Here is a 25,491-nt window from a genome sequence, read left to right as displayed (position 1 = left end):
CGCTGCATGAAAAACGCTTGTATAGAGCCTGATATTGGAGCTTTCGATGACTAACCCCCTCTGGTTCGATCCCAACCTTTGCCTGATCGGCGGAGAATGGAAAATGCCCGCGTCAGGTCAAACCTTTCCGCTGGTGAATCCCTCGGACGGTTCCGAAATCTGCCAGATCGCTCGAGGTGGCGAAACCGATATCGACGCTGCGGTGCAGGCCGCCCGATCCGCGTGCGATGGCGATTGGGGTCGCATGACGGCCCTGGAGCGAGGGCGTATTCTCACCCGACTGGGGCAACTTGTTCTGGACCGAGTGGATGATCTGGCACAGCTAGAGGCGATGGATGTCGGCAAACCGCTGACCCAAGCGCGGGCAGATGCGGTAGCATTGGCGCGGTATTGCGAATTTTATGGTGGCGCTGCGGATAAAGTGATGGGCGAGACCATTCCCTATCTGGATGGCTATACCGTCTACACGTTGCGCGAGCCGCACGGTGTGACCGGCCACATCGTGCCGTGGAATTATCCGATGCAGATCATTGGCCGTTCTGTCGGGGCGGCGCTGGCAATGGGTAACGCCTGTGTTCTGAAACCGGCGGAAGAGGCCTGCCTGACCGCACTGGCCTTCGCGCATCTGGCGATACAGGCGGGCCTTCCGCTTGGTGCCCTGAATGTGGTGCCTGGCCTGGGGGCTGAGGCGGGCGCGGCCCTGTCGGCACACCCGGGTGTGGATCACATTTCATTCACCGGTTCGGTCGCGACAGGCGCGTTGGTTCAGCAGGCGGCGGGACGAAACGTTGTTCCGGTGACACTGGAACTGGGCGGCAAGTCGCCGCAACTGGTTTTCGAAGACGCCGATCTGGATGCCGCGCTGCCGTATCTGGTGAATGCGGGTATACAGAATGCGGGCCAGACCTGCTCGGCCTCGTCGCGCATTCTGGTGCAGCGCGGTGTATATGATGCGGTGAAATCCCGTATGGCGACTGCCTATCAAGAACTCACCGTTGGACCGGCGGTCCAGGATTTGCGCGTCGGTCCGCTGATCTCAACACGGCAAAAAGAAATCGTGACCGGTTTCCTTCACCAAGGCTCGGACTTGGCGATTGCCGCCGAGGGCCAGATTGCGGCTGGCGCACCCGAATCCGGCGCATATGTCCGGCCCACATTGTTCTCGGATGTGCCGCCCGATCATGCCTTGGCGCGGGATGAGATCTTTGGCCCCGTACAGGTTCTGATCCCGTTTGACACCGAGGAACAGGCTCTAACCATAGCAAATAGCACCGAATATGGCCTTGTTGCCAGCGTCTGGACTCGAGATGGTGGGCGGCAGATGCGGCTGGCCAAGGGTTTGCGTTCGGGGCAGGTGTTCATTAACAACTACGGCGCGGGCGGAGGTGTCGAGCTGCCTTTTGGCGGCGTTGGAAAATCCGGCCATGGCCGCGAAAAAGGGTTCGAGGCGCTTTATGGGTTCTCGCAGCTTAAGACGGTTGCGGCCTACCACGGCTAAACGATCACTTCGATCGGCTCCTGCGCTCCAACGCCAAAGACGCGCTTGTACCGCTCAATCTGCTCGGCGGGTCCCATCGCCTTTTCTGGGTTGTCAGATAGTTTGACCGTCGGGTAGCCATTGGCCGAGACCGCCTTGCAGACTAGCGAAAAGGGGGCCAATGCGTCATTCGGTACAAGTTCGCGGAAGTCATTGGTCAGCAACGTACCCCAGCCGAACGAGACATTGGTTTGATCCGCGAACTGAGCGTGCAATTCGCGTATCTTGTCCACATCTAACCCGTCCGAGAAAATAACCCGCTTCTGCGTCGGGTCTTCGCCGCGTGATTTCCACCAGTCTATTGCGATTTTTGCACCCGTTGCGGGGTCGCCGCTGTCAACGCGAATGCCGGTCCAGCCTGCCAGCCAGTCAGGCGCGCGGTCCAGAAACCCTTTGGTGCCATACGTGTCGGGCAGAATGATCCGCAGATTTCCATCATGTTCCTCGTGCCAGTCGCTAAGGACGTCATAGGGCGCCTGCGCAAGCGCGGCGTCGTCTTCGGCGAGCGCAGAATACACCATAGGTAGTTCATGTGCGTTGGTGCCAATAGCCTCAACTTCGCGTCGCATTGCGATCAGACAGTTAGACGTTCCGGTAAAGGACGAGCCCAAACCTTCAATCATGGCCTGCACACACCAGTCCTGCCAAAGGAAGGAATGCCGCCGCCGCGTGCCGAAATCCGCGATCCCAAGCCCCTCAATATTGCGAAGCTGGGCTATCTTTTCCCATACGCGTGTCATTGCACGGGCATAGAGCACCTGTAGTTCGAACCGGCGCATATCGTTCAGAACCGCGCGTGAGCGTAATTCCATCAGTACGGCCAGCGCCGGGATCTCCCATAGCATGACCTCGTGCCACTTACCCTCAAAGGTCAGCTCATACTGATCACCCTTACGTTCCAGATGGTAAGGGGGCAGGCGCAGGTTCTCGAACCATTCCATGAAATCCGGGCGGAACATCTGACGCTTGCCGTAGAATGTATTGCCCCGCAACCACGTGCTTTCCCCACGACTCAGACTTAGCGAGCGGATGTGATCCAACTGCTCGCGCAGCTCGCCTTCATCGATCAAACGGGCCAATGGCACGTGATTCGACCGGTTGATCAGCGAAAACACCACATCGGTTTGGGGCTTATTTCGAAACACTGACTGGCACATCAGCAGTTTGTAGAAATCTGTGTCGATCAATGACCGGATAATCGGGTCAATCTTCCATTTATGATTGTAGACCCGCGTCGCGATATCGACCATGGGGACCTCCTGCAATTTCCGTTGTTAGATCAATCGGAGCACGAAATGGCAAGAGTCGCGGAATTGGGAACAATGCCCACGACAGAACACATTACGGGCTTATTGTGGGTTTCCTTCACGCTTTAGTGAGGGGTGGGGATGGAACTGAAGGTTGAAGTTAGTGAATGAGTCTCGAGTACGATTTTGACATTGTTGCAATAGCTCCGGATGAGGTTGATCCTGAGCATGGGCAAACATCGATAACTGGGCGGCCCCCGGTGCGGGCGCGGTTCAGGGATATCAAGACGGCAGACGCTTTGCGCGCTGCATCGCCCAAGATTCGCAGAATATTTCTGGAATCAGGATTTAGCCTGGACGAGTCGGATGGGCATCTTGCCCGAGGTTATTTTCGGCCAGAAGAGGCTGAAGATCGCCTCCTGATCCTAAAGCGGCTTTTTGCGAATATCCGGAATATGGGTGTCCAGGGAGAGTATAGTGGTGAGTTCGATTTCCATCACTTCTTGGGCCATATCAGGACCGCAAAGCCCGGGACCGTGAACCGGAAAATGCCCGAGCGACCATTGCAAGCGCCACGCCCAAGACCAGTGCGTCCAAAGCGTCGCACGGTTTCTGGGCGTATCGGTTTCGCGTTAGGTCTTGCCGTGATCCTGTTTGTGTTTCTGAAACTGCTGGCCGAGCATGGTGCCGCGCTTTGATCCTCAGGCCAGTGTCACACCTGCTGCGCGCATGGCCTGTTCTGCGACAGCCAAAGATCCGTCCATATCAATGGCGCGGCACAAGTTGCTTAAGACAGTGACATCAAACCCCAGCTGTGCCGCATCTACCGCCGAATAATGCACGCAGAAATCTGTCGCCAAACCGACCATGGTCAGCTGCGTGATCCCGCGCGTCTCAAGATAGCCTTTTAGACCAGTGGGCGTGGAATGGTCGTTTTCGAAGAACGCGCTATAGCTATCGATAGCGCTGCGAAATCCCTTGCGGATGATCAGATCGCCATCTGTTCGCAAATCCGGATGGAAGTTCGCGCCTGCGCTGCTCTGAACACAGTGATCGGGCCACAAGACCTGAGGGCCATAAGGCATGTCGATCATCTCGAACGGCGCTTTGCCAGTATGAGAACTGGCGAATGAAGAATGCCCCGCCGGGTGCCAATCCTGTGTCAGGATCACCGTATCGAACGTATCCATGATCGCATTGATCGGTGCGACGATCTCGTCCCCTCCGGCTACGGCAAGCGCGCCGCCTGGGCAGAAGTCATTCTGAACATCGATAACGAGCAGGGCGTGGGACATGCTGGCCTCCTAAAGTCGTGTTATCGGTATGGTGCGCAGCGGGTATCGTCAATCCGGTCTCTTGTGTGTTTTTGCCAAGGGCATTAGATCGCCCACATGTACACAATCGCTGCCCTCTATCATTTCACGCGTTTTCCCGACCCAGATGCGCTGCGCCCAGCTTTGCACGAGCTTTGCCGCGCGCAGTCGGTAAAAGGCACTCTGCTGTTGGCGCAAGAAGGGATCAATGGCACCATCGCCGGACCCCGCGCAGGTATCGATGCGGTTCTGGCGCATATCCGTGCGTTGCCAGGATGCAGTGATCTTGAGTGGAAAGAGGCGACCTCGGACCATCCGCCCTTCGGCAAGATGAAGGTGCGGTTGAAGAAAGAGATCGTGACTATGGGGCAACCCGATGTCGATCCCCGCGCAAATGTCGGGAATTACGTCGAGCCTGAGGACTGGAACGCGCTGATCCGTTCAGATGATGTGGTGGTGATCGATACCCGCAACGATTACGAGGTGGCGATTGGCACTTTTGAGGGTGCAATAGACCCTAACACGGCCAGTTTCCGCGATTTCCCGGCGTGGTGGGAACAGAACAAGGACCGTTTTCACAACAAACGCGTTGCCATGTTCTGCACCGGTGGAATCCGGTGCGAAAAATCCACCAATTATCTGCTGGGGCAAGGGGTCGAGGATGTCTATCACCTGAAGGGTGGCATCCTGCGGTATCTGGAAGAAACGCCACCCGAAGACAGCACTTGGCAGGGTGAGTGTTTTGTCTTCGACAACCGCGTCTCAGTTGGTCATGGTCTGGTCGAGGGGCCGCACAAGCTGTGCCATGGTTGCCGTCGCCCGATCCTGCCCGAAGATGTGAAACGCCCTGAATACGAGCATGGCGTATCCTGCCATCGGTGTATCAATGAGACTTCAGAACAGGACAAGTCGCGGTTTCGCGAGCGGCAAAAGCAGATACAGCTGGCCCGCGCGCGGGGCGAGGAACATCTGGGCTCTGACTGAAATCAGCTTGCAGGCCGCGTTTGAAATCGGATGATTGTGCGCAAGCCCAACCGACGGAGCGCTCATGACCCACGAACCCAGAACCCTGGAAGAATGGAAATCAACTTTTCTGGCGGCGCTTGGACTGGTCTTGGCAAGCTTTCTTGCGTGGTACGGTCTGTCGCGCCTGAACGAAGCCACTGCAGGCGACACCATTGGCACGCTTTCCTCGGTAGGCCTTCTAATCTGGATCGCCTCGCAGTCCTGGTACTACATGACCCAGGTGAAATCTCCCCGGAGGTTGTTGTTCCTGATGGGGGTGTCCTTCATCCAGGTCGTGCCATTCCTGTTCGCAGCCGTCTACGGCGCGTTTGGATATAACGACCATTGTGTGATCGGCGCCGAAGGGCCAGCCGATATTCTGTATTTCTCATACGTCACCTTCACAACGGTCGGATATGGGGACATGTCCCCAACCGGCTTTTGCCGTGGGCTGGCTGTGGCCGAGGCTGTGACGGGTTACATCCTGTTGGGCATGTTTGTGGCCGCCGCCGTCGCGCTATACGCGCGCAACCACGGCAAATAGAGCGATCTATTTATTATGATCGATCCAGCGCGACATCATTTGTTTGTCGCGGAAACACTCGGACGGGATCGGGCGGCGCTTGCTGCGCGAGATACGTTCGGCAAAAGCAACCTGCTTACCTGTTGGGTAGTTTGCAAAGGGCGACGGATCATGCGGCTTATGGGCTGAAATCCAGTCCGACAGGGATTTGCGGTCACGCTGCGCCTCGACCGGAATCTCAAGCGCTGATTGTTGCGCGATGGCGCGGGCAAAGCGCATCTGCCGATCTGTAACTGGCAGCAGGTGATAGTCGTTTGTCGGGCCGCTCAGGGCGGAATTTCGCATGTTCTGGGCCATCGGGTAATCCTCTGACTATGTAGAACATAAATAGAACATTAACCTTTCGTTTCAAGGGAAGACCCTTTGGATTAGGCGAGAACCTGCCAATCCGCGGCTTGATTGACTGATCAGTCAATAATCGATAATTCGATCCTCAACGCACGCGATCTCTTTGCCTAAAGAGATTTCTGAACACAGAGGGAACCGGCATGAAGTTTCAACCTGAGGCCAGCCACTTCATCAATGGCGAGTATGTCGAGGACACCAATGGCGCGCCCATCGACGTTATCTACCCCGCCACCGGAGAGGTCATCGCACGGCTACATTCCGCCACGCCTGAGATTGTTGAAAAGGCTCTAAACAGTGCAAAATCGGCCCAAGCGGCTTGGGTTGCCCTATCGGGCACCGAGCGAGGCCGTGTGCTGCGACGCGCGGCCGATATCATGCGGGATCGCAATCGTGACTTATCGATCATCGAAACCCATGATACCGGCAAACCTCTGCAGGAAACGCTGGTGGCCGACGCTACCAGCGGCGCGGATGCGCTGGAGTATTTTGGTGGTCTGGCGGCCTCGCTGACGGGCGAACATATCCCTCTGGCAGACGGGGATTTTGTCTATACCATCCGCGAGGCGCTGGGCGTTTGTGTGGGCATTGGGGCATGGAACTACCCGACGCAGATCGCTTGCTGGAAGGGTGCCCCGGCGTTGGCGTGCGGAAACACAATGATCTTCAAGCCTTCCGAGACTACTCCGCTGTCGGCATTGCAAGTAGCCGAGATTTTGATCGAGGCAGGTGCACCCAAAGGCGTCTATAACGTTGTTCAGGGCTACGGTGATGTAGGCGCCAGTCTGGTGACCGAACCCCGAGTGGCCAAGGTCTCGCTAACAGGGTCGGTTCCAACGGGCCGCAAGGTGTACGCTGCTGCCGCCGATGGCATGAAACATGTCACCATGGAATTGGGTGGCAAGTCCCCGATGATCGTGTTCGACGACGCCGACATCGAAAATGCCGTGTCAGGCGCCATTCTGGGAAATTTCTACTCCTCGGGACAGGTCTGTTCCAACGGCACTCGAGTTTTTGTGCAAAAGGGAATCAAGGAAGCGTTCCTTAAGCGCCTGTCTGAACGCCTTGCTACGGCGAAAATCGGCGACCCGATGGATGAAGAGGTCAACTTTGGCCCGATGGTCAGCGAAAACCAGATGAATATCGCGCTTGGCTATGTCGAAAAGGGTAAGGCCGAAGGCGCGAGGCTGATCTATGGCGGCGAACGGGTCCAAGGCGATGGTTTCTACATGCAGCCCACGGTTTTTGCCGATGTTAAGGACGATATGACAATCGCGCGCGAAGAGATTTTCGGCCCGGTGATGTCGGTGCTGGATTTCGACACCGAAGAAGAGGTTTTGGCCCGTGCCAATGACACCCAATTCGGTCTGGCCGCCGGCGTCTTCACCAACGACCTAACCCGCGCCCACCGCATCGTGGCAGGTTTTGAGGCGGGGACTTGTTACATCAACACATATAACCTGGCCCCGGTTGAGGCACCGTTCGGCGGATCTAAGATGTCGGGCGTCGGTCGCGAGAACTCGAAACTGGCAATCAACCACTTCAGCGAGATGAAGACAGTCTACGTCTCGATGAATGATGTGGAGGCCCCATACTGAATAAATCCGGTTGAATAGTCTCTGTTCTTGACAGTTCACGTCGGGGGCAGAGCACATGCCGGTTCGTACATATGGCTAAATTCCTCAAGACGACTCGTCCGCAAACCGGAGATCAGCCTATGAAAACACACGCCCAAGCTTATGTGATCGGAGCAGTTTGATCCTTTATCATCTGGCCTAGTTTGGTTGGATTGACGTGGCGATGCTGGAAAGGGCGAGCTATCTTGGGGCCAACCCCAGACCATGTCCCAGGCACAATACGCAATGCCAATTGTAGCGATTGTTTTGGCGGAGCATGTTCGCATCTGGGCTGAACACATCTCAGGGGCGGGTCTGCCGGATCCCGATGTGGCAACCGTAATGCCCCGGATCACGGTTTCAGAAAGTCTGAGTCGCTCGGCCTGGATTACCAAGCGCAGATGTGGTGATCGTAATCTCAGATGGAGTTGTCCAAGAACCAGCACACTTGAACGCGTGCGGTGGTCCTGAATGATCATTGAGCCAGCTGTAGATCTTCGACACGTTCACGGAGTTTACCGCCACTGTCCTATGGGCATCATGGATTGATGCATAGGAAGTCCAAAATGAATTCAACACCTTTGTTAGAGGCTGATTTTGGCGTCTATCAGCCTACAGGCCAAAGCAGTTACACTTGTCTCTGCAAGAACAGACTTCCAAGGTTCAGTTCGGGTCGATTGCGCGCACTGTCTCAAGCATTTCAGTGATCTGCGCGCGTGCGATGGTGCTGTCCTGTATTAGCATTGCGGCGTCCGACAATGGCTTGTCCGGCTGTCGCGCAACCGGCTTGATCAGGGATGTTCGGATGCGGGACAAATCGGTGAAGGTGTTTGACCTCTCTTCATCCGCACCGCCGGAGCCCGCCAACCAGTTGTATCGATCGGCCATCTCGTGCTTCCCGCCTGCCTGCAATGCGCGCGCGACGGCATCGAAATCCTGTGTTTGCATCATGGCCTGGGCGCGCAACTCTTGCGCGGTGTCCGAGGAATCGTCCGCGATTTCCAGCAGCGCCTGACGGGGACGGTTGTCCATCAGAGCCGCCTTTGCCCGAAGCCGAGCACGATCACGGCTGCGTTCCCGATCTTGCGGTCGGTTTGCCAGCGCGTAAGCCTGCGCTGAAAACCCAAGGTCAGCCAATCGCTCTGCCATGGACACGGCAGTTTCGACCGCCAGCGCGTTGCGTCGCCTGTCCTTCAATTCCATCACATGGCGCAGGAAAGTAATGTCGTCCGCCCGCTCCGCCAGCAATTGGAACACCTGATCTCGTGTCCTCTGCCATTCGTCGGAATCTGAGACATCCTCAAAACCGGCAAGAGCTCCGGTAAAATCCTGGGACAAAGCCATCGCCAAAGCGTGAGCACGCGCCAACATCGGGCCAAGTTCGGACTTCCGAAGCTCGCGCGCATAACTTGCAGCTAAATCGAGGTCGCGGGGCGAGACCGTACCCCGGTCCGACCACCGCTTTTCGATCAACCGCGCAAGTGCCAACGGCGCATCGGTCGCGGCATCGGGCGCCGATATGACCTCGGTCAACAGCGTTTCCGCGGTATCGGTATCCCCTGCAGCATCCGCGATTTTGGCTTGGGCAAAGGTTACATCAGCGGGTTCGTCCTCTAAGATCCGTTCGACCGCACGCAAGATCCGGCGCGATGCTTCAAGCCGGCCTGCCGAGACAAACATCTCGGCGATATCCGGGCCGAGATGTTGCCTGAGATGCCACGGCAGCCGACCAAAACTGCGTTCGATCGCTTTCACATGCGCATCGGATTGAAGTTTACCCTCACTCAAAAGCGCCCAGAGTGCGGCGGCACCATCACATCTTTGCTGCCCTGCCAAAGGGTTCGGCGTCGGTGCAGGCAACCCGTCCATCACTGATGCGATGGCCGCTAATCTGCGCTGCTCAACCGAGGTCTCCGACAACAAAGACAGGGCTTGGTGCGCTTCTACACCGAACCCGAAATACGTATAGAGCTTCGCCAAATCCATTGCATACGCCTGGTCGACACGATCGAATTCCTGAAATAACCCGACCCGCAATTCGGCCACATCCTCGGAAAATGATCGAGCGCCCGACCATGTCCCAAAACCCAGTTCGCTGTCCGTGATACATTCCGGTTTGCTATCAATCTGAGGAACTGCCAGATTGCCCAGCCCCGAAACCTCATCGAGCACCGAAGACAGTCGCAGATTTGGCACCAACTTTTCCGAAGATCGCAGCGGCCCAAAACTGGACGATTCCCTGCTTCCGACACCTGCCAGTTCAAGATCAACAACCTCTCGATCAGCGCTTTGCAATATACGTGATGCTAACTGCTCCTCAAAATTTCGTTGATTTAATTGCAGCAAAGGCAAGGCCAGTTCGGTGGCTGGAATATCAGTAGGTAAGGGTTTTTGGGCCGGGATACTCGCAGTCCTGGGAAGCGCCTCTGGCTCTACCGGGTCACTTGCAGGTGTACCCTGGCCGGGTGCGATATCTATGACAACCATAGTTTGGCGATGCAGAAATGCCGTTGCCACGCAGCCGCACCCAAATGTCATCTCCAACGCTGCACCTGGCCCGGCCTGTTGAAGCGATTGCAGACGGTTCCCCGACAGGCGGTCGAAGACAGCTGCAGTGTTGAATGTCGCATTATCGATGCCAATGCTCAGCCGCGCGCCGTTCTCGACCGGATCCAACATCCAACCGGTGCCAGAGGGGACCTGTACCACCAGACGCGTGTATCCCTCATGCTCGCCCGATCGCACGGTCAAAGCCTGTGCTGACGCGCTTGTGCCCCATGTGAGCAAGACCAAAGACAATGCGCGGATCATGCTGCAGCCTGCTTGAGTTCCTTAAGCGCGTCTTCAAGTTCCGAGAAACCGGGCCGGTTGTGGGTCGGTGTGTTCTGGCGGCCGACCTCTATACACATGGCCGCGTTGTGGTTGTGAAGATTAGCCACCAGAACCTCTTTGATGAGTTGGTAAAAGTGGTTGTCTTCTTCGACAACAGATTTCAGCTTGCCCGCAAAAGGGCCCACCAATCCATAAGCCAGAAAAACCCCCAGAAACGTCCCAACCAACGCGCCGCCGATCAGCTTACCTAGGACTTCCGGTGGTTGGTCGATTGATCCCATCGTCTTGATCACACCCAGAACGGCGGCCACGATCCCCAAGGCGGGCAACCCGTCAGCAACGGTTTGCAGCGCGTGGCTTGAATGCATGGCATGGTGGAAGTTCGCCTCCATCCGCTTCTCCAGCACCTCCTCAACCTGGTGCGGGTCGTCATAGTTCATCGCCGCCGAGCGCATGGTGTCACAGATCAGGTCCACCGCTTCTTTGTCGGCTTGAATCTTGGGATATGCGGAAAATAGCGATGAGCTTCCTGGCTCTTCAATGTGCTGCTCTACCTCGACCGGGTTCGCGCGTGCGATCCGGATCAGAGAGAATAACAAGCATAACAGATCGCGATAATCCTCGGGCTTCCATTTGGGTCCTTTAAAAACTTTCGCGATATCCTTGGCGGTGTGTTTTACGCCGCCGATATCATTGCTGATCAGAAATGCGCCGACTGCGGCCCCTCCGATCATCATCATCTCGAAGGGCAGTGATTTCATAATGATGGCCATCTTGCCGCCTGCGGCAAGGTAGCCGCCGAATACCATGACAAAGATGACGGCAATTCCGATGAGCCCGATCATGAAAGGTCTCCAGCGTTGAGGGTGCAGATAGATATGGCCATGAGGGTCATTCCTGTGGGGCACGTGCATTGCGCCCGGCCATGATCACGCTGATGGTGTAAGCAGCCTCGGGGCTGAGACCGGCCATAACTTCAGCGGCAGCTTCAGTTGGCATTCGAGACAGGAAGCCAGCGGCGAATACCGCGTCCATCGTTTCGAACAACGCGGCGGCATCTTTGGGCTTCATGCTCTGATACACGTCAGTCAGTTGTGTCAGATCGTTTTCGGCGGCCTTTTCGGCAATCGCCACCGTTTCACGCAGAGCGTTCTCGGCGTCCTCCAGCATGGTGAGCCGGGTTTCGATCGCCTGATCGGCAATGCTGAGCGCCCGTTCCCGGTCCAAAATCGTGCTTTCACGCTGGTTTAGAGTCTTTTCACGGCGTAATAGTTCCGTAAGCAGCAATTGTAGATCTGCCGCATTCGCCTCTTTGCGTTCACCACCGACGGGCGAGGCCATGTTTGGTTCCGCGCCGCGGGCAAGTGCAGGCCCGGCCTCAAGCCCGATGCGAATAATCGCAGAGCCGACCATCAGCAAGGAAATGACGGTCAGAACACCGCCGCGCGCTCGGCGATCAGGCGCTTTTGCCCGGTTGCGACTCATTTCGCTGCTCCGCCAGATGGAGCGGCGTGCCGAAAGAACATCAGGCCTTCTGGTTTCTTTGCGGGCGGCTCTGGTGGTGCTTCCGATGGCTCAGTCGAGACCTCAGTTGGTTCACCAGACGGATCGGATGCAGTTTCTTGTGCTTCGCCGGGCTGCTCAGACCTGTCCTCAGCAGGTGCGTCATCTGGCTGATCCATGGGAACGTCCGGCTCAGAGGGCTCTTCCTGAACGACATCGTGCATCGAGGCCATCATAAGCTCCAACCGTTGTGCGACGGTTTCCGCCCGTTCGGTCAGCGTCTGCAACGCGGTGCCGGAATCACCCGAAGCCTGACGCGCGCTATCCAGCGATTTTCGCAACTCTTCTGCTTGCGAGGACAGCACGGAAACGGCGCCACCCACACCCTTCTCAAGATCGGTAAACCGCTTCAGGCGTCGCGACAGAACGAAACAATACAGACCAGCCCCAAGAGCGCCCGCAACCAGCAGAATATCGGCAATCAACTCCACCATCGCCTCCTAATTCAGTACAAATTCCATGACCAGAACGTCACGCACGCGGCCTTCGCCCACGACGATCCCAATGCGTCGTAGCAGGTGTCCGCGGATCCTCATCAAAGCCAGAGAATCTTCCAGATCGGTTAACTCAAGGGCGCGCAAATAGCTGTTCAGAACGTCCATGATTCGCGGCTGCATCTTTTCAACCTCGGCGGCGTAGCCCGCATTCACTTCAAGCTGCGCGTGAAATTTCAAATGTCGCGAATCATCTGACTTGACCGAGATGATCACCGGCGGAAGATCGACAAATTTCACATCGGGAAGTGCCTTTACGGAAGCGTCTTCGCCTTTCTTTTTGGCCTCTTTCACCATCTCGGACCCACCTATGGGAAGCAGGCCGGATGCAGTTATGAAATAGCCGCCAACACCGCCCGCGATAGCCAGAATCAGCCCAAGCAGAAAGCCTTTTTTCCCTGATTTTTTAGGGGCTTCCGCCTCATCTGCAGTTGCGTCGGTCATGCCGTCCTCATGAATCTGTTCGGCAACCGTCATAACCCCTCAGGGACTAACCGATTGTTAAGGGCAATCGTCCAAACAAGGGCAGAGCCGCACAGAATGTCGGTGAGTCGGAGGTAAGCGTGCAGCAGATCGGAACTGTCTGGGCAAGTTTGGACAGGCGCAAACAAATTATCGTGGCCGGTGCCGTGGCACTGGTGTTTCTGGGTGTGCTTGCGATGTCACGGATTGTGACAGCGCCGTCGATGACGCTGCTTTATGCGGGGCTCGAAAGCGGTGCGGCAGGGGAAATCGTGCGGGCGCTGGACCAGCGTGGTGTGACCTATGAAATAAGGGGTGGCTCGATCTACGTCCCCGGCGTTCAGCGGGATGAGTTGCGGATGACTTTGGCCAGCGAGGGCCTGCCTGCGAACGGCAATCGCGGTTACGAACTGCTGGATTCGCTCAGCGGCTTTGGCACTACGTCGCAGATGTTTGATGCCGCCTATTGGCGCGCAAAAGAAGGAGAGCTGGCGCGCACGATCGTGGGCAGCCCGCATGTCAGCAAGGCCCGGGTGCACATCGCCAACAGCTCCTCCAACCCGTTTCAGCGCAGCATAGCACCAACCGCTTCGGTTTATCTGGTCCCGTCGGGTGCACCGATTAACGGAGATCAGGCAAAGGCGATCCGGTTTTTAGTGGCGTCGGCGGTTAGCGGGCTGGCACCGGAAAACGTCACTGTGATTGATTCAAACGGGGCCGTGATTGGCGCGCAGGACACGGCGGTGGCAGCCGATACTGCAGATGATAAGGCGCGCCAATTGCGTGAGAAAGTCCTGCGTCTGGTCGAAGCCCGGGTCGGGGCCGGCAACGCGGTGGTTGAGGTCAGCGTAGATACGGTGACCGAAACCGAGTCTATACGGGAACGTCGCTTTGACCCCAAAGGCCGTGTTGCGATCAGCACAGATGTTGAAGAACGGTCGGACAGTGCGCGTAATCAGTCAGCGGATGTGACAGTGGCGTCGAATCTGCCGGATGGCGACGGGGCCGGAGGCGATGAATCCAATTCGAATGCCACTCAGACCCGGGAACGGGTGAATTATGAGGTGTCAGAGACCGAGTTGGAAGTTCATCGCGCGCCGGGCGCCATCAAACGCCTGACCGTTGCCGTGCTGGTAAACGGCGTGCGGACGGTGGGTGCAGATGGGGTCGAGAATTTCGAACCCATGCCGCAGCCTGAGCTTGATGCGCTGCAAGAGCTTGTGGCCTCAGCTGTCGGGTTTGATGCTGAACGCGGCGACGTCATCACACTGAAATCGCTCGACTTGCCCATGGTTGAACCCCAGGGCGAGTTGGTGTCGGGGTCGATCTGGCAGAACATGCATATCGACGCTATGTCGCTAATCCAGATGGTGGTTTTGGCGCTGGTTTCCCTTGTTTTGGGTCTGTTTGTGATACGGCCAATTCTGACGAAATCTGCGGCATCGGCGCTGCTGCCAGCAGGTGCACCGGTCGAGGTCGCCCCAGCGCCTTCCCTGACCGGGGAAATTGCGACCGCAGATGCGCCGGACTTTGCACCGCTCGCGGATGCGGCGCAGCCGAATGTTCCGGCGATTGCCGCTGCGCGAGGGGAAGATCCTGTCGACCGTTTGCGCGCCATGATCGGCGACAAGCAGGAAGAGACGGTAGAGATCCTGCGCAGCTGGCTTGAAGAAGGCGAGGAGAAGGTGTGATGTCGATCGCTCATCTTCTTGAAGACTTCACCGCCCCTGCGGCTGGGGTGGCCGTACATCTACTGGATGAAGACGCACTGGAAGAACAGCGGCTTGCTGCATTTGAACAAGGCTATGGGGCGGGCTGGGAAGATGCGGTTCAGGCGCAGGAACAGACTGGCACACAGCTAAGCTCCGATCTGTCGGCGACGTTATCCGACCTGTCCTTTACCTATCAAGAAGCATTGACCCGCATGACCCTGTCGCTGGAACCGATGTTCCACAGCCTGGTTCAGACTATTCTGCCTGAGACGATCGAGCATGGCTTTGCGAAGCGATTGACCGAGCAGCTTTGCGACATGGCGCGTGAGCAGGTCGGCCAGCCACTGCAGCTGACTGTTCCGGCGGGCACTTCGGATCAGGTCGAGGCGATGCTGCCGCAGGATATCTCGCCGCGTCCCCAGGTTATCGAGGATGTCTCGCTCCAGCCGGGACAGGCGCGATTGCAGGTGGGGATCGCCCAACGCGAGGTGGACTGCGCTGCCTTGCTCTCATCCATTGCTGCAGCGTTCGACGCATATCTGTTTGAAGCAAAAGAGGCTTTGTCAAATGAGTGATCCTCAACCACCGAAACCCGAAAAACCCAACCCGTTCGAGACTGTTCCGATCGAAGTCACCGTCTCGGTCGGGCGTGCGCGGCCTTTGATCCGTGACCTGTTGAGCATGGGTGAAAATGCCGTACTGACACTGGACAAGCGGATCGAGGATCCGGTTGACCTCTATGTCGGGGATCAATTGGTCGCGCGCGGTCTGTTGGAAGAGATGGAGGGCGATCAGTCCGGGCAACTGGCGGTACGGCTGACCGAAATCTCGGATCTGCAGAACGGGATCGGATGATGCGCCACCTGTTTTGGCTGGCATTTTTGCTGGTCATACCCTCCGGTGGCGCGGCGCAAGAACTGTCGCTGTCCCTGGGCGAGGGCGGGTCGATCTCGGCCCGGACCATCCAGTTGATTTTGCTGATCACGGTGCTCAGCCTGGCACCGGGACTGGCGATCATGATCACCTGTTTCCCGTTTTTGATCACGGTTTTGGCGATCCTGCGGCAAGGAATCGGCTTGCAGCAGTCACCACCAAACATGTTGATCGTCAGTTTGGCGCTGTTTCTGACCTATTTCGTCATGGAGCCGGTTTTTACCGAGGCGTGGGAGACAGGGATTCAGCCGATGGTCGAGGAAACGCTTGACGTAGAGCCTGCGCTGGAACGCGCGCTGGTGCCGTTTCGCAGTTTTATGGCAGCGCGTATTGATGCAGACACGTTTCAGGCCATGGCAGACCTGCGCCCGGATGGTGCTGCGATCCAACTATCGCCCGAAGCCCCGTTATCCGTGCTGATGCCGTCCTTCATGTTGTCGGAAATCGCGCGGGCCTTTCAGATCGGGTTCCTGATTTTCCTGCCTTTCCTGATAATCGATCTCGTTGTCGCAGCGGTTTTGATGTCGATGGGAATGATGATGGTGCCCCCGGCTACGGTCTCGCTGCCGTTCAAATTGGCGTTTTTCGTCATCGCTGATGGCTGGGCCTTGATCGCCAGCGCCTTGGTGCGCAACTATGCGCCATGACTATTGCCGTGTGATCTGTAGTCGGGCGCGCAGACCCTGATCTCCGGCCTCGAAACTCAGCGTTCCGCCATGTTGTTCGGCAACGGTGCTGACAATTGTCAGGCCCAATCCGAACCCGTCCGAAGATCCGATGTTTGATCCGCGCTGGAACGGTGCCAGTAGCGCCTCGATATCCGCGACCGATAGGTCGGTGCCCTTGTCCTCGACGACGATCGTGGCGGTCTGAGCATCAGTTTCCAGTTCAACCTCGGCGTGACGACCGTATTTCAGGGCATTATCGATCAGATTGGACAACGCTCGTTTCAATGCGATCGGTTGACCCGTCACCAGGATGCGCCGCGTTTCCGGTAGCGACGCATGCCCACGGCGTGACATGAAAACAGACGACGCGCTTTCGACGACAACCGGATCAACGGCTTTCAACGACACAGGCCGGTCCATATCCTGATAATCGGCCACAAGCGATTCAACCAGCGAGGTCAACGATATCTGGCGCGGTTCCTCGACGCTGAGTTCCGATCGCGTGTAAGTAAGCACGCTTTCTATCATGCCGGTCATCTGGTCCACGTCGGCCTCGAGCTTTTCGCGCAACTCGCCATCGGGAATCAGCGCCGCACGCAGCCGGACGCGGGTTGCAGGGGTCCCCAGATCGTGGCTGACACCCGACAGTACAATGGCGCGTTTCTCAAGCTGCGCACGTTCGGCATCGAGGTGATCATTCACCGCAGTCACGATATCGCGCAGCTCTTCAGGCCCGTCCGCGTCATAGCTTTGCGGCCCGCCGCGACGTCGGCGGTCACCAAGTGCCTGAGCAAAGCGTGCGAAACTGTCAGAAACATTCCCGACCGAGGTCAGAAGCACCGCCAAGGACACAATGCCCAGCAATATTGCGGGCAAACGCAGATCAACCGGCGCAGCCTTACAGCCCCAGATTGCGGTGCCGTCGACTTGCTGCCAGACCCCGCGCCCGAATTGCGCGATCAGGATAGGTTCGCTGCAATATGTGGCCAACAGGCGGGTCAGGTTCCCCATCTTCTCGGGGCCGGTCTGATCGCTGCCAGATACGATGTCTGAAACCGGATAGACCAGTCGATCCGATAACACCGCAAGCGTCAATTCGCGGCCACTCAGGGGGGCTGAACTGTCGGTCAGGATCGACAGATTGGTGACAAAGCGGCGATCCGCAAAGCCGGGCATTTGCTGGAACGCTCCACTATCAGCAAGCGCGGCTGCCTCGGTTGGCAATGGGTTGATCAATAGGCCGGGTGGCGGCGCCATCCCCGTTCGCAAGTCTTCGTATATGGTGAAACCAGCAACAAATGCTGCGGTCTGGTACCGGTTCCACGCCTGTGCCGAGGTGAACCACATCCCGGCAGCGACCAGCCCCGCGACAAAGGCGGACAGGGTCCAGAGCCAGCCAAAACTGCGCAGGCGCAGGGTCATGCGTCCTCATCCACCATAACGTCCGCGGTAAACAGATAGCCAACACCGCGCTCGGTGCGCAGCATCTGGGGGTCTTTTGGATTGGCCTCGATTTTCGACCGCAACCGCCCCACCAGCATATCTATGGCACGGCCTTGCGCCTCGGGCTTGTCGGCCTCACCGGTTACATCCAGTGCGGCGGCGATCTCATCACGGGTCAGCGGAATATGCGGGTTCGCCAGCAAAACCTTCAGCAGGGCGGTCTCCCGTTGGGACAGGGAAACCAGATAGCCTTCGGGCGAATGCACCTCGTCCCGTTTGCCGTCAAAGACCCAGCCGTCAAAGTGAAAGGTGCGCGTGCGGCGGCGGTATGCCAGCGAAGGCGTGCGTCGGGCGCGTTGCATCACCGCACGGACGCGGGCCAGCAACAGTTGCGGGTTGAATGGTTTGGCGATGTAATCGTCTGCTCCAACCTCATATCCTGCCATGCGCTGATGATCCGCCGACAGGGCCGATACCAGAATGATCGGTACATCCTGTTCGGCCCGCAACCGGGCACAGATCTCGACGCCGTTTTCATCGCCCAGCATCACGTCCAACAGGATCAGGTCGATCCGCCCCGAGGTTAGATGCGTGCGTATTTCACTTTCGGAACTGGCAGGCAGAGCAATATACCCGTTCTGCTGAAAGAACTGGGTCATCATCGACCGCATCTCCGAATCGTCGTCCACCACCAGGAGCCGGGGAATGCCCACTCTGTTTCTCCTCCTCAGGGTTCTCCATCGCCGCCAATTGTAACGAATGGAAACGGATTCAAGGCCAACGTAACACGGGGTAACAAAAGCGGTGAAAATTTCCACCTTGTCAGGATATTGCATCGCATTCTGCGTTGCCATGCGGCAATCCGTTAGCGCTATATCACCTATGGCCGCCCTTGGGGTGGCACCGAATTCTCAGGGAGGAGAACAAAAAATGAAGCGTTTTGCATTTGCCACCGTGTCGACCTTGGCCGTAGTGGCCGGGTCGGCTGTTGTGGCTGAACCAAAGGCCGAAGTTCTGCACTGGTGGACATCCGGTGGTGAGGCGAAATCGGTCGCGGTTCTGCAGGAAGAGTTCGCCTCGAACGGCGGCACATGGACCGATATGCCGGTCGCAGGTGGCGGCGGCGATGCGGCCATGACTGCGCTGCGGGCCCGGGTTCTTGCGGGTAACGCGCCGACTGCTGTTCAGCTGAAAGGACCTGCCATTCAGGAATGGTATGAAGAGGGCGTTTTGGCAGACATTTCATCCGTGGCAGAAGCCGAAGGCTGGGCCGATGTGCTGCCAGCATCGATTGCAGGCCACATGATGTGCGAAGGTACGTGGTGCGCAGCACCTGTGAACGTGCACCGCATCGACTGGATCTGGGCCAATGCTGACGTTCTGGCCGCCAACGACATTGAAATGCCCACAACTTGGGAAGAGTTCAACGCCGCTGCCGAAAAACTGCAGGCTGCCGGAGTGATCCCGTTGGCCCATGGTGGCCAGGCGTGGCAAGACGCCACAGTGTTCGAAGCGGTTGCGCTGGGTCTGGGTGGCCCCGAGTTCTACCAGAAAGCCTTTGTCGATCTCGACCCCGAGGCGCTGACCTCTGACACCATGGTGCAGGTCTTTGACCAGATGCGCACCCTGCGCGGTTATGTGGACGAAAACTTCTCAGGCCGCGACTGGAACCTTGCCACCGCCATGGTGATGAATGGCGAAGCAGCTTTCCAGATCATGGGTGACTGGGCCAAGGGCGAATTCCTGGCGGCTGGCAAGAAGCCCGGCGAAGACTTCCTGTGTGCCTCGACCCCCGGCGACGGATATCTGTACAACGTCGACAGCTTCGCCATGTTCGAAGTGGAAGGTGACGACAACCGCGCTGGTCAGGAATTGCTGGCCAAGCTGATCGTCGCGCCGAAATTCCAGGAAGTGTTCAACCTGAACAAGGGTTCGATCCCTGCGCGGACTGATGTGGCGCTGGATGCGTTCGACATCTGCGCGCAGATCTCGGCCGAAGATATGGGTTCGACCTCGGCAGGCGGTTCGCTGCTGCCGTCTTATGCCCATGGCATGGCGCTGCGCGGGTCGCAGGCCGGTGCGATTACGGATGTTGTAACCGCACATTTCAACTCGGATATGTCCTCGGCTGACGCGGTTCAGCAACTGGCGGACGCGGTAGCAAACAGCTACTGATCCAATACGCTCTGCCCCCTATAGTGAGGGGCAGAGCATCTTTCCCCGGAGGCTAAAATGTCCGAATGGCTGGAAAACCACCTGCCCAAGGTGGTGCTGGCACCGTCGTTCATCGCCGTATTGATCTTTGTCTACGGATTTATCGGATGGACCGCATGGGTGTCGCTAACCCGATCGAAACTACTGCCGAAATACGAGATCAAAGGCTTCATTCAGTATGAACGCCTGTTCGACTCACCCCGCTGGGATACGGCGATCAACAACCTGTATATCTTTGGCGCGCTGTTCATCGTGATCGCGATGGTACTGGGCCTGTTGCTGGCCATCCTGCTGGATCAGAAGATCCGCGTCGAAGGCGCGATCCGGACGATCTACTTGTACCCGATGGCGTTGTCGATGATCGTGACCGGTACGGCGTGGAAGTGGATTTTGAACCCGGGCCTGGGCATCGAATCCATGGTGCAGGGGTGGGGCTTTCCGAATTTCGAATTCGACTGGCTGGTGAACCCTGACTATGCGATCTACACTATCGTGATCGCCGCGATCTGGCAGAGTTCCGGCTTCGTCATGGCGTTGTTTTTGGCCGGTTTGCGTTCGGTCGATGGCGAGATCATCAAGGCCGCACAGGTCGATGGTATCCCCACTTGGCGCATCTATACGGCGATCATCATCCCTTCGATGGCCCCGATTTTCCTGTCTGCTTTCATCGTGCTGGCGCACCTCGCAATCAAAAGCTTCGACCTTGTCATCGCCCTGACTGGTGGCGGTCCGGGCTACGCAACCGATCTGCCCGCTACTTACATGTACGCCATGGCGTTTTCGCGCGGCGATATTGGTCAAGCAGCCTCGTCCGCGATGATCATGATGCTGGTCGTCTTTGCCATCGTGGTTCCCTATCTTTACTCAGAGCTGAGGGCGAAAAATGACTGATCTGTCGATGCCCCAAACACAAACCCGCACCCAAAGCGCTACGGGCAAGATTGCCCTGCGTTGGTTGCTTTATATCCTGCTTGGCCTGTTTGCACTGTATTACCTGATGCCGCTCTTCGTGATGTTGACGACTTCATTGAAAAGCCTTGAGGAAATCCGCACCGGCAGCCTGATTTCGCTGCCGCGAGAGGTCAGCTTCGACGCCTGGAAAACCGCATGGTCCGGCGCTTGTACCGGTATCCAGTGTGAAGGTTTGCGACCCTATTTCTGGAACTCGGTTCTGATCGCGGTGCCTGCGGTATTTTTGTCGACCCTGTTGGGTGCGCTGAACGGCTATGTCGTGGCGCAATGGCGGTTCAAAGGGGCCAATATCATCTTCTCGCTGATGCTGTTCGGTTGCTTCATCCCGTTCCAAGTTGTTCTGCTGCCAATGGCACGTCTGCTGGGTATGATGGGGATTGCGGGTACCATTCCGGGCCTGATCTTTGTCCATGTGATCTACGGGCTGGGCTTCACCACGCTGTTCTTCCGCAACTACTATGTCACCATTCCGGCCGAGCTGACCAAGGCCGCTCGTGTCGACGGTGCAGGCTTCCTGCGAATTTTCTGGTCGATCTTCCTGCCGCTGTCGCTACCAATCATCGTGGTGACTGTGATCTGGCAGTTCACGCAGATCTGGAACGACTTCCTGTTTGGCGTGTCGTTCAGCCAGGCAGGGACACAGCCCGTGACTGTTGCGCTCAACAACATCGTAAACTCCACCACCGGCGTCAAAGAGTACAACGTCGACATGGCCGCCGCGATCATCGCGGGGCTGCCAACGCTGCTCGTCTATGTCGTTGCCGGTAAGTATTTCATCCGCGGCCTGACCGCTGGCTCAGTGAAGGGATAAGACCCATGGCTCCCATCCTTGATATCAACAAACTCTACAAGAATTACGGCGCGACCGAGATTCTGAAAGACATCAACATCTCGATTGAACCGGGCGATTTCCTGGTGCTTGTCGGCCCCTCGGGCTGCGGTAAGTCTACGCTGCTGAACTGCATTGCGGGACTGGAAGAGATCACCGGTGGCACATTGTCCATCGGCGGCAACGACATGACCCATGTCAGCCCCAAGGATCGCGACATCGCGATGGTGTTCCAGTCTTACGCTTTGTACCCGACCATGTCGGTGGCCAAGAACATCACCTTCGGCATGAAAGTGCGCGGGGTCGATCAGGCCACGCAGGAAGCCAAGCTGAAAGACGTCGCCTCCTTGCTGCAGATCGAACCATTGCTGAACCGCCGCCCCAGCCAACTGTCGGGTGGTCAGCGTCAGCGGGTCGCGATGGGCCGGGCGTTGGTGCGCGACCCCAAGCTGTTCCTGTTCGATGAACCGCTGTCGAACCTTGACGCCAAGCTGCGGGTCGAGATGCGGACCGAGATCAAGAAGCTGCACCAGACACTGGGCGCATCCATAGTTTATGTTACCCACGACCAGATCGAAGCGATGACGCTGGCCACCAAGATCGTAGTCCTGAAAGGCGGGGTCGTGCAGCAGATCGGTACTCCGGCTGAGATCTACAACAACCCGGCCAACCTGTTTGTGGCGGATTTCATGGGCTCACCTGCGATGAACCTGATCCCGGCACAGGCATCGAACAATGGCTCGGGGACGCAAATCTCGATCGCGCGCGAATCCGGTGAAACGCTGGTTCTGAACGATGCACGCGACTTGTCTCTGCCGCAGGATGTCATCCTTGGTCTACGCCCTGAAGATATCGCCGAGGCGGGGTTCCGCGCTGGCGCAGGCGTGCAGGAAGCCGCCTGCATGGTCGATATGGTCGAACCCGCAGGGGCAGATACCTATGTGGTGTCGGAATTGGGTGGCAAGCAGGTCACGGCGCGGCTGCATGCTGAAACCAGCGCGCAGGCCGGTCAATTGCTGAACCTGGCGTTCGACATGAGCAAGGTGTCCTACTTTGCCAAGGAAACGGGTGAACGGCTGAATTAAGTTGCCGTTGGCCCGCACCAACCCGGGGTGGGCCATAGCAATCACGGTCGGTTTTGGCCGGTTAATTTGAAATATGCTATCTTGGGACGTAGCGAAGGGAGTCGCGCTATGTCCGATCCGTATTCCGATCTGGCCGGGCAGGATATCTCGGTCCAAGAGCGTATCGCCGAAGCTATGGAAGCGCGGTGTCTGGAGCCGGCGCAGAAAGATATCAGGGATAGCTATCTAAGTGATCTGATTGTCCCTGAGGGCGGGTTCGCGGTTGAGCTGGGTTCAGGCACCGGGCACATCACGCAAGAGCTGCTGTCAGTTGGCGGGGTGGAGCGCGCGCTCGGCATTGAGCCCTCACCGGTTATGGTCGAACGTGCGAGAAACAGCTTCGCCAGCGAGAGCAATCTTGTTTTTGAAACCGGCGATGCAAAGGCAACCAGGCTTGAAGATAGCTCAGCAGACCTTGTTCTGGCGCATACACTGTTGTGCCATGTACCCGGCCCCGAAGATGTGGTTTCCGAGGCCTTTCGGATACTGAAACCGGGCGGGATATTTGCGATTTGCGATGGGGACTACGATACCGCCACAGCGCAGATTGCCGATTTTGATCCTCTGGATCAACTCATTCGGTTCATGATCAATCAGAACGTCACAAACCTCTGGATCATGCGCCAGATTGGCGGTGCACTCTCTCAAGCAGGTTTTGAGTTGGGCCGTCGCCGGGGACACGGTTATGTGGCCGAAGGAGAGGCGACTTACTTTCTGACCGTTATCGACCGTGGTGCGGATCGAATGGCCGAGACCGGGTTGTTGGCGCCTGAAACGGCACAGGCGCTGAAATCCGAGGCCCGGGCGCGTGTGTCTGCAAGCACGTTTTTTGGCTACATGTCTTATGTCAGCCAGATCGCGCGCAAGCCTGCAACCTGAACAAAAAAGCCACCGCGCGAACGGGTCGAGCGGTGGCCGGCGTAGGATAATACCTCTGATCAGCCAGTCTTTTTCAGATCCTTGATCAGGCGATTCAGGTCGCCGCCGCGCGCATCCAGCATTGCGCCAATCTCTGTGCGCTCGGTCAGCAACAAATTCACACCTTCGATGAACATGTTGTAGAACTTTCCACGACCCGATTTGTCGGACACCAGGAATGTCACTTCGAACGGGGATGAGCCGCGCAATTTGACCGAGGTTCTGACCTCGTATCCGGTCTTGATCTTGCGCGCGTTACGCACGGTGACCTCACCGCCGATGAACTCGCGGAACCGGCGACCATATTTGCGCGAAATATAGCCTTCGAACGCTTTGGTGAACTGACCCAGCTGTGCGGATGAGGCTGTGCGTGCATCCGCCCCCAGCGCATAGCGGGCCATGATCGGCACATCACCGTATTGCACAAAGATCTTTTGAAAATCACGCAGCATGGCATTTTCGGATTTACCCGAGTCAATGATACGCGTGATATCGGCCACAACGCTGTTGACCAGCTGTTTGGCCTGCGCTTCGGTCAGCGCGAACGCGGGCAGAGGCAATGCGGCAACTGTCATCCCGGTCAGGGCGGTGGCCACAAAACGGCGTCGGTTCAACAGGTTATTCGGCATAGGGGTCCTCGTACGGGTCAAGATAGGGGTCTCTGACAGGGTCGGTCCCGGTGGTGGCGTAGGGATCGTCATACAGACCCAGATAGGCGTCTTCATCATCCCTTGCCAGTTCAAAGCGGCGATTTTGCAGGTAGATCGTGCGCGCTTGCGCGTAACTGTCTGCACTTTCGTACAGAATCGAATCAACTGTATCCGAGAACCGACCGCGATCTCCCATCCGCCGCACGACCTCGGCATAGACACCAATATTGTCGACCGGGCGGGTCGGGCTAAAGTTGATCGGATTCGAGAACAGGTTGACCACAACGCCGACCGCATCGCGCGCGGTGGACGGGCCGTAGAAGGGCAGTTCCACATAAGCACCTTCGCCCACGCCCCAGACATGCAGGGTTTCGCCGAAATCAGTATCAACAGGCGGCAGGTTCAGCTCATCGGCCGGGGCTGACAGGCCAAAGCCGCCCACGGTCGAGTTGATCAGAAAGCGCAGCAGCGCATTGCCGGACTGTTTCAGATTGCCTTGCAGCAGATAGTCCAGCGCCTGCCCGGGCATCGTCAGGTTTTCGGCAAAGTGATTGAAACTGGTAACCATCGGATCTGGTACGATCTTCACATAGCCTTTCGAGGCCGGTCGGAACAGGAATCGGTCCACACCCAGATTGAACTTGTGAATGCCCCGGTTGGTCCCTTCATAGGGGTCAAAAATCTCACCCCGCGCCGCTGCGTCCTGAGGCTGCGTCGCGCATGCCGATAGGACCGTCAGGATGCCGAATATGATCAGGTGCTTCAGACGAATGTAACTTGGCACTGTCTTCGTTACTCCGAAAATTGCCCAGCGGTATCCGGGCCTTCAATCAATACAGCCTTTGCACCCTTGGTGGCGCAATTGGTCTCACATAGAGGTTTCGCGCAGGATTTGAAACAACAACTCGCGTTTACCTCAGCCGATGGGGCGACGTAAAGTGACACGAATTCAACACTTCCTGAATAAGAGAAGACCTGCCCAGTTTGCAGGCAATGGGAAAAATCCCGCTTTCACGCTTTCGGAAACAGGT

General features: G+C 57.3%; 26 protein-coding genes. 14 read left to right on the top strand and 12 right to left on the bottom strand.

Features of this window, described 5'->3' with window-relative positions; genetic code table 11:
• The first annotated feature begins 46 nt into the window (after window positions 1-46).
• Window positions 47-1,498: an aldehyde dehydrogenase family protein gene (locus tag ACR0DK_RS08155; protein ID WP_480735608.1), complete on the top strand. Its 1,452-nt coding sequence runs from the start codon at window positions 47-49 to the stop codon at window positions 1,496-1,498.
• Here ACR0DK_RS08155 and pncB read toward each other — a convergent pair.
• Entirely contained in the window at window positions 1,495-2,787 is a 1,293-nt protein-coding gene (gene pncB, locus ACR0DK_RS08150) for a nicotinate phosphoribosyltransferase (protein ID WP_480735606.1), read from the bottom strand. The two genes, ACR0DK_RS08155 and pncB, sit on opposite strands and share 4 nt — an antisense overlap.
• 164 nt (window positions 2,788-2,951) lie before the next feature.
• On the opposite strand from pncB, the gene ACR0DK_RS08145 reads away from it, so the two are divergent.
• Window positions 2,952-3,482, top strand: coding sequence for a hypothetical protein (locus tag ACR0DK_RS08145; protein WP_170514119.1), 531 nt, complete (start codon window positions 2,952-2,954; stop codon window positions 3,480-3,482).
• A 3-nt stretch (window positions 3,483-3,485) separates the two neighbouring features.
• Here ACR0DK_RS08145 and pncA read toward each other — a convergent pair whose 3' ends face one another.
• On the bottom strand, window positions 3,486-4,079 hold the full coding sequence (pncA, locus tag ACR0DK_RS08140; RefSeq protein ID WP_170408552.1) for a bifunctional nicotinamidase/pyrazinamidase: 594 nt from the start codon (window positions 4,077-4,079) through the stop codon (window positions 3,486-3,488).
• A 96-nt stretch (window positions 4,080-4,175) separates the two neighbouring features.
• Here pncA and trhO point away from each other — a divergent pair, with 96 nt between their 5' ends.
• Both trhO and ACR0DK_RS08130 read left to right on the top strand, forming a co-directional pair.
• The gene (trhO, locus tag ACR0DK_RS08135) at window positions 4,176-5,081 is read left to right on the top strand and encodes an oxygen-dependent tRNA uridine(34) hydroxylase TrhO (protein ID WP_480735602.1); all 906 of its coding nucleotides are present in this window, start codon (window positions 4,176-4,178) and stop codon (window positions 5,079-5,081) included.
• 64 nt (window positions 5,082-5,145) lie between these two features.
• On the top strand, window positions 5,146-5,646 hold the full coding sequence (locus tag ACR0DK_RS08130; protein WP_170636577.1) for a potassium channel family protein: 501 nt from the start codon (window positions 5,146-5,148) through the stop codon (window positions 5,644-5,646).
• A 6-nt stretch (window positions 5,647-5,652) separates the two neighbouring features.
• On the opposite strand, the gene ACR0DK_RS08125 is transcribed toward ACR0DK_RS08130, so the two are convergent.
• Window positions 5,653-5,982, bottom strand: coding sequence for a hypothetical protein (locus ACR0DK_RS08125; protein WP_170394874.1), 330 nt, complete (start codon window positions 5,980-5,982; stop codon window positions 5,653-5,655).
• A gap of 191 nt (window positions 5,983-6,173) precedes the next feature.
• Between ACR0DK_RS08125 and betB the strand changes: the two genes are divergently transcribed.
• Window positions 6,174-7,628 (top strand): betaine-aldehyde dehydrogenase, encoded by a 1,455-nt coding sequence (gene betB, locus ACR0DK_RS08120; RefSeq protein ID WP_480735598.1) that lies wholly within the window; start codon window positions 6,174-6,176, stop codon window positions 7,626-7,628.
• 681 nt (window positions 7,629-8,309) lie between these two features.
• Here betB and ACR0DK_RS08115 read toward each other — a convergent pair.
• The 5 genes from ACR0DK_RS08115 to ACR0DK_RS08095 are packed head-to-tail and all read right to left on the bottom strand — an operon-like array spanning window position 8,310 to window position 12,979.
• The gene (locus ACR0DK_RS08115) at window positions 8,310-10,457 is read right to left on the bottom strand and encodes a tetratricopeptide repeat protein (protein ID WP_480735595.1); all 2,148 of its coding nucleotides are present in this window, start codon (window positions 10,455-10,457) and stop codon (window positions 8,310-8,312) included.
• Window positions 10,454-11,323, bottom strand: a complete 870-nt coding sequence (motA, locus tag ACR0DK_RS08110) for a flagellar motor stator protein MotA (RefSeq protein WP_170408548.1) — start codon at window positions 11,321-11,323, stop codon at window positions 10,454-10,456. Before motA ends, ACR0DK_RS08115 begins: the two co-directional genes overlap by 4 nt.
• 46 nt (window positions 11,324-11,369) lie before the next feature.
• Window positions 11,370-11,963 carry a MotE family protein gene (locus ACR0DK_RS08105; protein WP_480735593.1) on the bottom strand — a complete coding sequence of 198 codons (594 nt, stop codon included), beginning with the start codon at window positions 11,961-11,963 and terminating at the stop codon, window positions 11,370-11,372.
• Complete coding sequence (locus ACR0DK_RS08100) at window positions 11,960-12,472, bottom strand: hypothetical protein (RefSeq protein ID WP_480735592.1); 513 nt, start codon at window positions 12,470-12,472, stop codon at window positions 11,960-11,962. Before ACR0DK_RS08100 ends, ACR0DK_RS08105 begins: the two co-directional genes overlap by 4 nt.
• A 9-nt stretch (window positions 12,473-12,481) precedes the next feature.
• Window positions 12,482-12,979 (bottom strand): flagellar basal body-associated FliL family protein, encoded by a 498-nt coding sequence (locus ACR0DK_RS08095; RefSeq protein WP_480591566.1) that lies wholly within the window; start codon window positions 12,977-12,979, stop codon window positions 12,482-12,484.
• A gap of 119 nt (window positions 12,980-13,098) precedes the next feature.
• Here ACR0DK_RS08095 and fliF point away from each other — a divergent pair, with 119 nt between their 5' ends.
• The 4 genes from fliF to fliP are packed head-to-tail and all read left to right on the top strand — an operon-like array spanning window position 13,099 to window position 16,289.
• Window positions 13,099-14,688, top strand: coding sequence for a flagellar basal-body MS-ring/collar protein FliF (fliF, locus tag ACR0DK_RS08090; RefSeq protein ID WP_480735590.1), 1,590 nt, complete (start codon window positions 13,099-13,101; stop codon window positions 14,686-14,688).
• Window positions 14,688-15,284, top strand: coding sequence for an ABC transporter ATP-binding protein (locus tag ACR0DK_RS08085; protein WP_170802617.1), 597 nt, complete (start codon window positions 14,688-14,690; stop codon window positions 15,282-15,284). The genes fliF and ACR0DK_RS08085 overlap by 1 nt, the downstream gene beginning before the upstream one ends.
• Window positions 15,277-15,564 carry a FliM/FliN family flagellar motor switch protein gene (locus tag ACR0DK_RS08080; RefSeq protein ID WP_170394848.1) on the top strand — a complete coding sequence of 96 codons (288 nt, stop codon included), beginning with the start codon at window positions 15,277-15,279 and terminating at the stop codon, window positions 15,562-15,564. Before ACR0DK_RS08085 ends, ACR0DK_RS08080 begins: the two co-directional genes overlap by 8 nt.
• Window positions 15,561-16,289: a flagellar type III secretion system pore protein FliP gene (gene fliP / locus ACR0DK_RS08075; protein WP_480735587.1), complete on the top strand. Its 729-nt coding sequence runs from the start codon at window positions 15,561-15,563 to the stop codon at window positions 16,287-16,289. Before ACR0DK_RS08080 ends, fliP begins: the two co-directional genes overlap by 4 nt.
• On the opposite strand, the gene ACR0DK_RS08070 is transcribed toward fliP, so the two are convergent.
• Window positions 16,290-17,732 (bottom strand): sensor histidine kinase, encoded by a 1,443-nt coding sequence (locus tag ACR0DK_RS08070; RefSeq protein WP_223117222.1) that lies wholly within the window; start codon window positions 17,730-17,732, stop codon window positions 16,290-16,292. It abuts the gene before it with no gap.
• A complete protein-coding gene (locus ACR0DK_RS08065) occupies window positions 17,729-18,466 on the bottom strand; it encodes a response regulator transcription factor (RefSeq protein WP_170408540.1) in 738 nt (245 codons plus the stop codon). Before ACR0DK_RS08065 ends, ACR0DK_RS08070 begins: the two co-directional genes overlap by 4 nt.
• Window positions 18,467-18,683: 217 nt before the next feature.
• On the opposite strand from ACR0DK_RS08065, the gene ACR0DK_RS08060 reads away from it, so the two are divergent.
• The 5 genes from ACR0DK_RS08060 (at window position 18,684) to ACR0DK_RS08040 (ending at window position 23,771) form a co-directional block, all read left to right on the top strand.
• A complete protein-coding gene (locus ACR0DK_RS08060; protein ID WP_170514081.1) occupies window positions 18,684-19,928 on the top strand; it encodes an ABC transporter substrate-binding protein in 1,245 nt (414 codons plus the stop codon).
• A gap of 57 nt (window positions 19,929-19,985) precedes the next feature.
• Complete coding sequence (locus ACR0DK_RS08055) at window positions 19,986-20,858, top strand: carbohydrate ABC transporter permease (RefSeq protein WP_039543053.1); 873 nt, start codon at window positions 19,986-19,988, stop codon at window positions 20,856-20,858.
• Window positions 20,851-21,750, top strand: coding sequence for a carbohydrate ABC transporter permease (locus tag ACR0DK_RS08050; protein WP_480591558.1), 900 nt, complete (start codon window positions 20,851-20,853; stop codon window positions 21,748-21,750). Before ACR0DK_RS08055 ends, ACR0DK_RS08050 begins: the two co-directional genes overlap by 8 nt.
• 5 nt (window positions 21,751-21,755) lie before the next feature.
• The gene (locus ACR0DK_RS08045; RefSeq protein ID WP_480735584.1) at window positions 21,756-22,853 is read left to right on the top strand and encodes an ABC transporter ATP-binding protein; all 1,098 of its coding nucleotides are present in this window, start codon (window positions 21,756-21,758) and stop codon (window positions 22,851-22,853) included.
• Between the two features lie 108 nt (window positions 22,854-22,961).
• Entirely contained in the window at window positions 22,962-23,771 is an 810-nt protein-coding gene (locus ACR0DK_RS08040; RefSeq protein ID WP_170408535.1) for a methyltransferase domain-containing protein, read from the top strand.
• Window positions 23,772-23,830: 59 nt separating this feature from the next.
• On the opposite strand, the gene ACR0DK_RS08035 is transcribed toward ACR0DK_RS08040, so the two are convergent.
• Both ACR0DK_RS08035 and ACR0DK_RS08030 read right to left on the bottom strand, forming a co-directional pair.
• A complete protein-coding gene (locus ACR0DK_RS08035; protein WP_480735581.1) occupies window positions 23,831-24,439 on the bottom strand; it encodes an MlaC/ttg2D family ABC transporter substrate-binding protein in 609 nt (202 codons plus the stop codon).
• Window positions 24,429-25,244, bottom strand: a complete 816-nt coding sequence (locus tag ACR0DK_RS08030) for an MlaA family lipoprotein (protein ID WP_170408533.1) — start codon at window positions 25,242-25,244, stop codon at window positions 24,429-24,431. The genes ACR0DK_RS08035 and ACR0DK_RS08030 overlap by 11 nt, the downstream gene beginning before the upstream one ends.
• Between the last annotated feature and the right edge of the window lie 247 nt (window positions 25,245-25,491).

The sequence above is a fragment of the Ruegeria sp. CE6 genome, assembly GCF_056537485.1.
The sequence above is the reverse complement of the archived record's forward strand: the minus strand, read 5'-3'. Positions and strand labels throughout refer to the sequence as shown.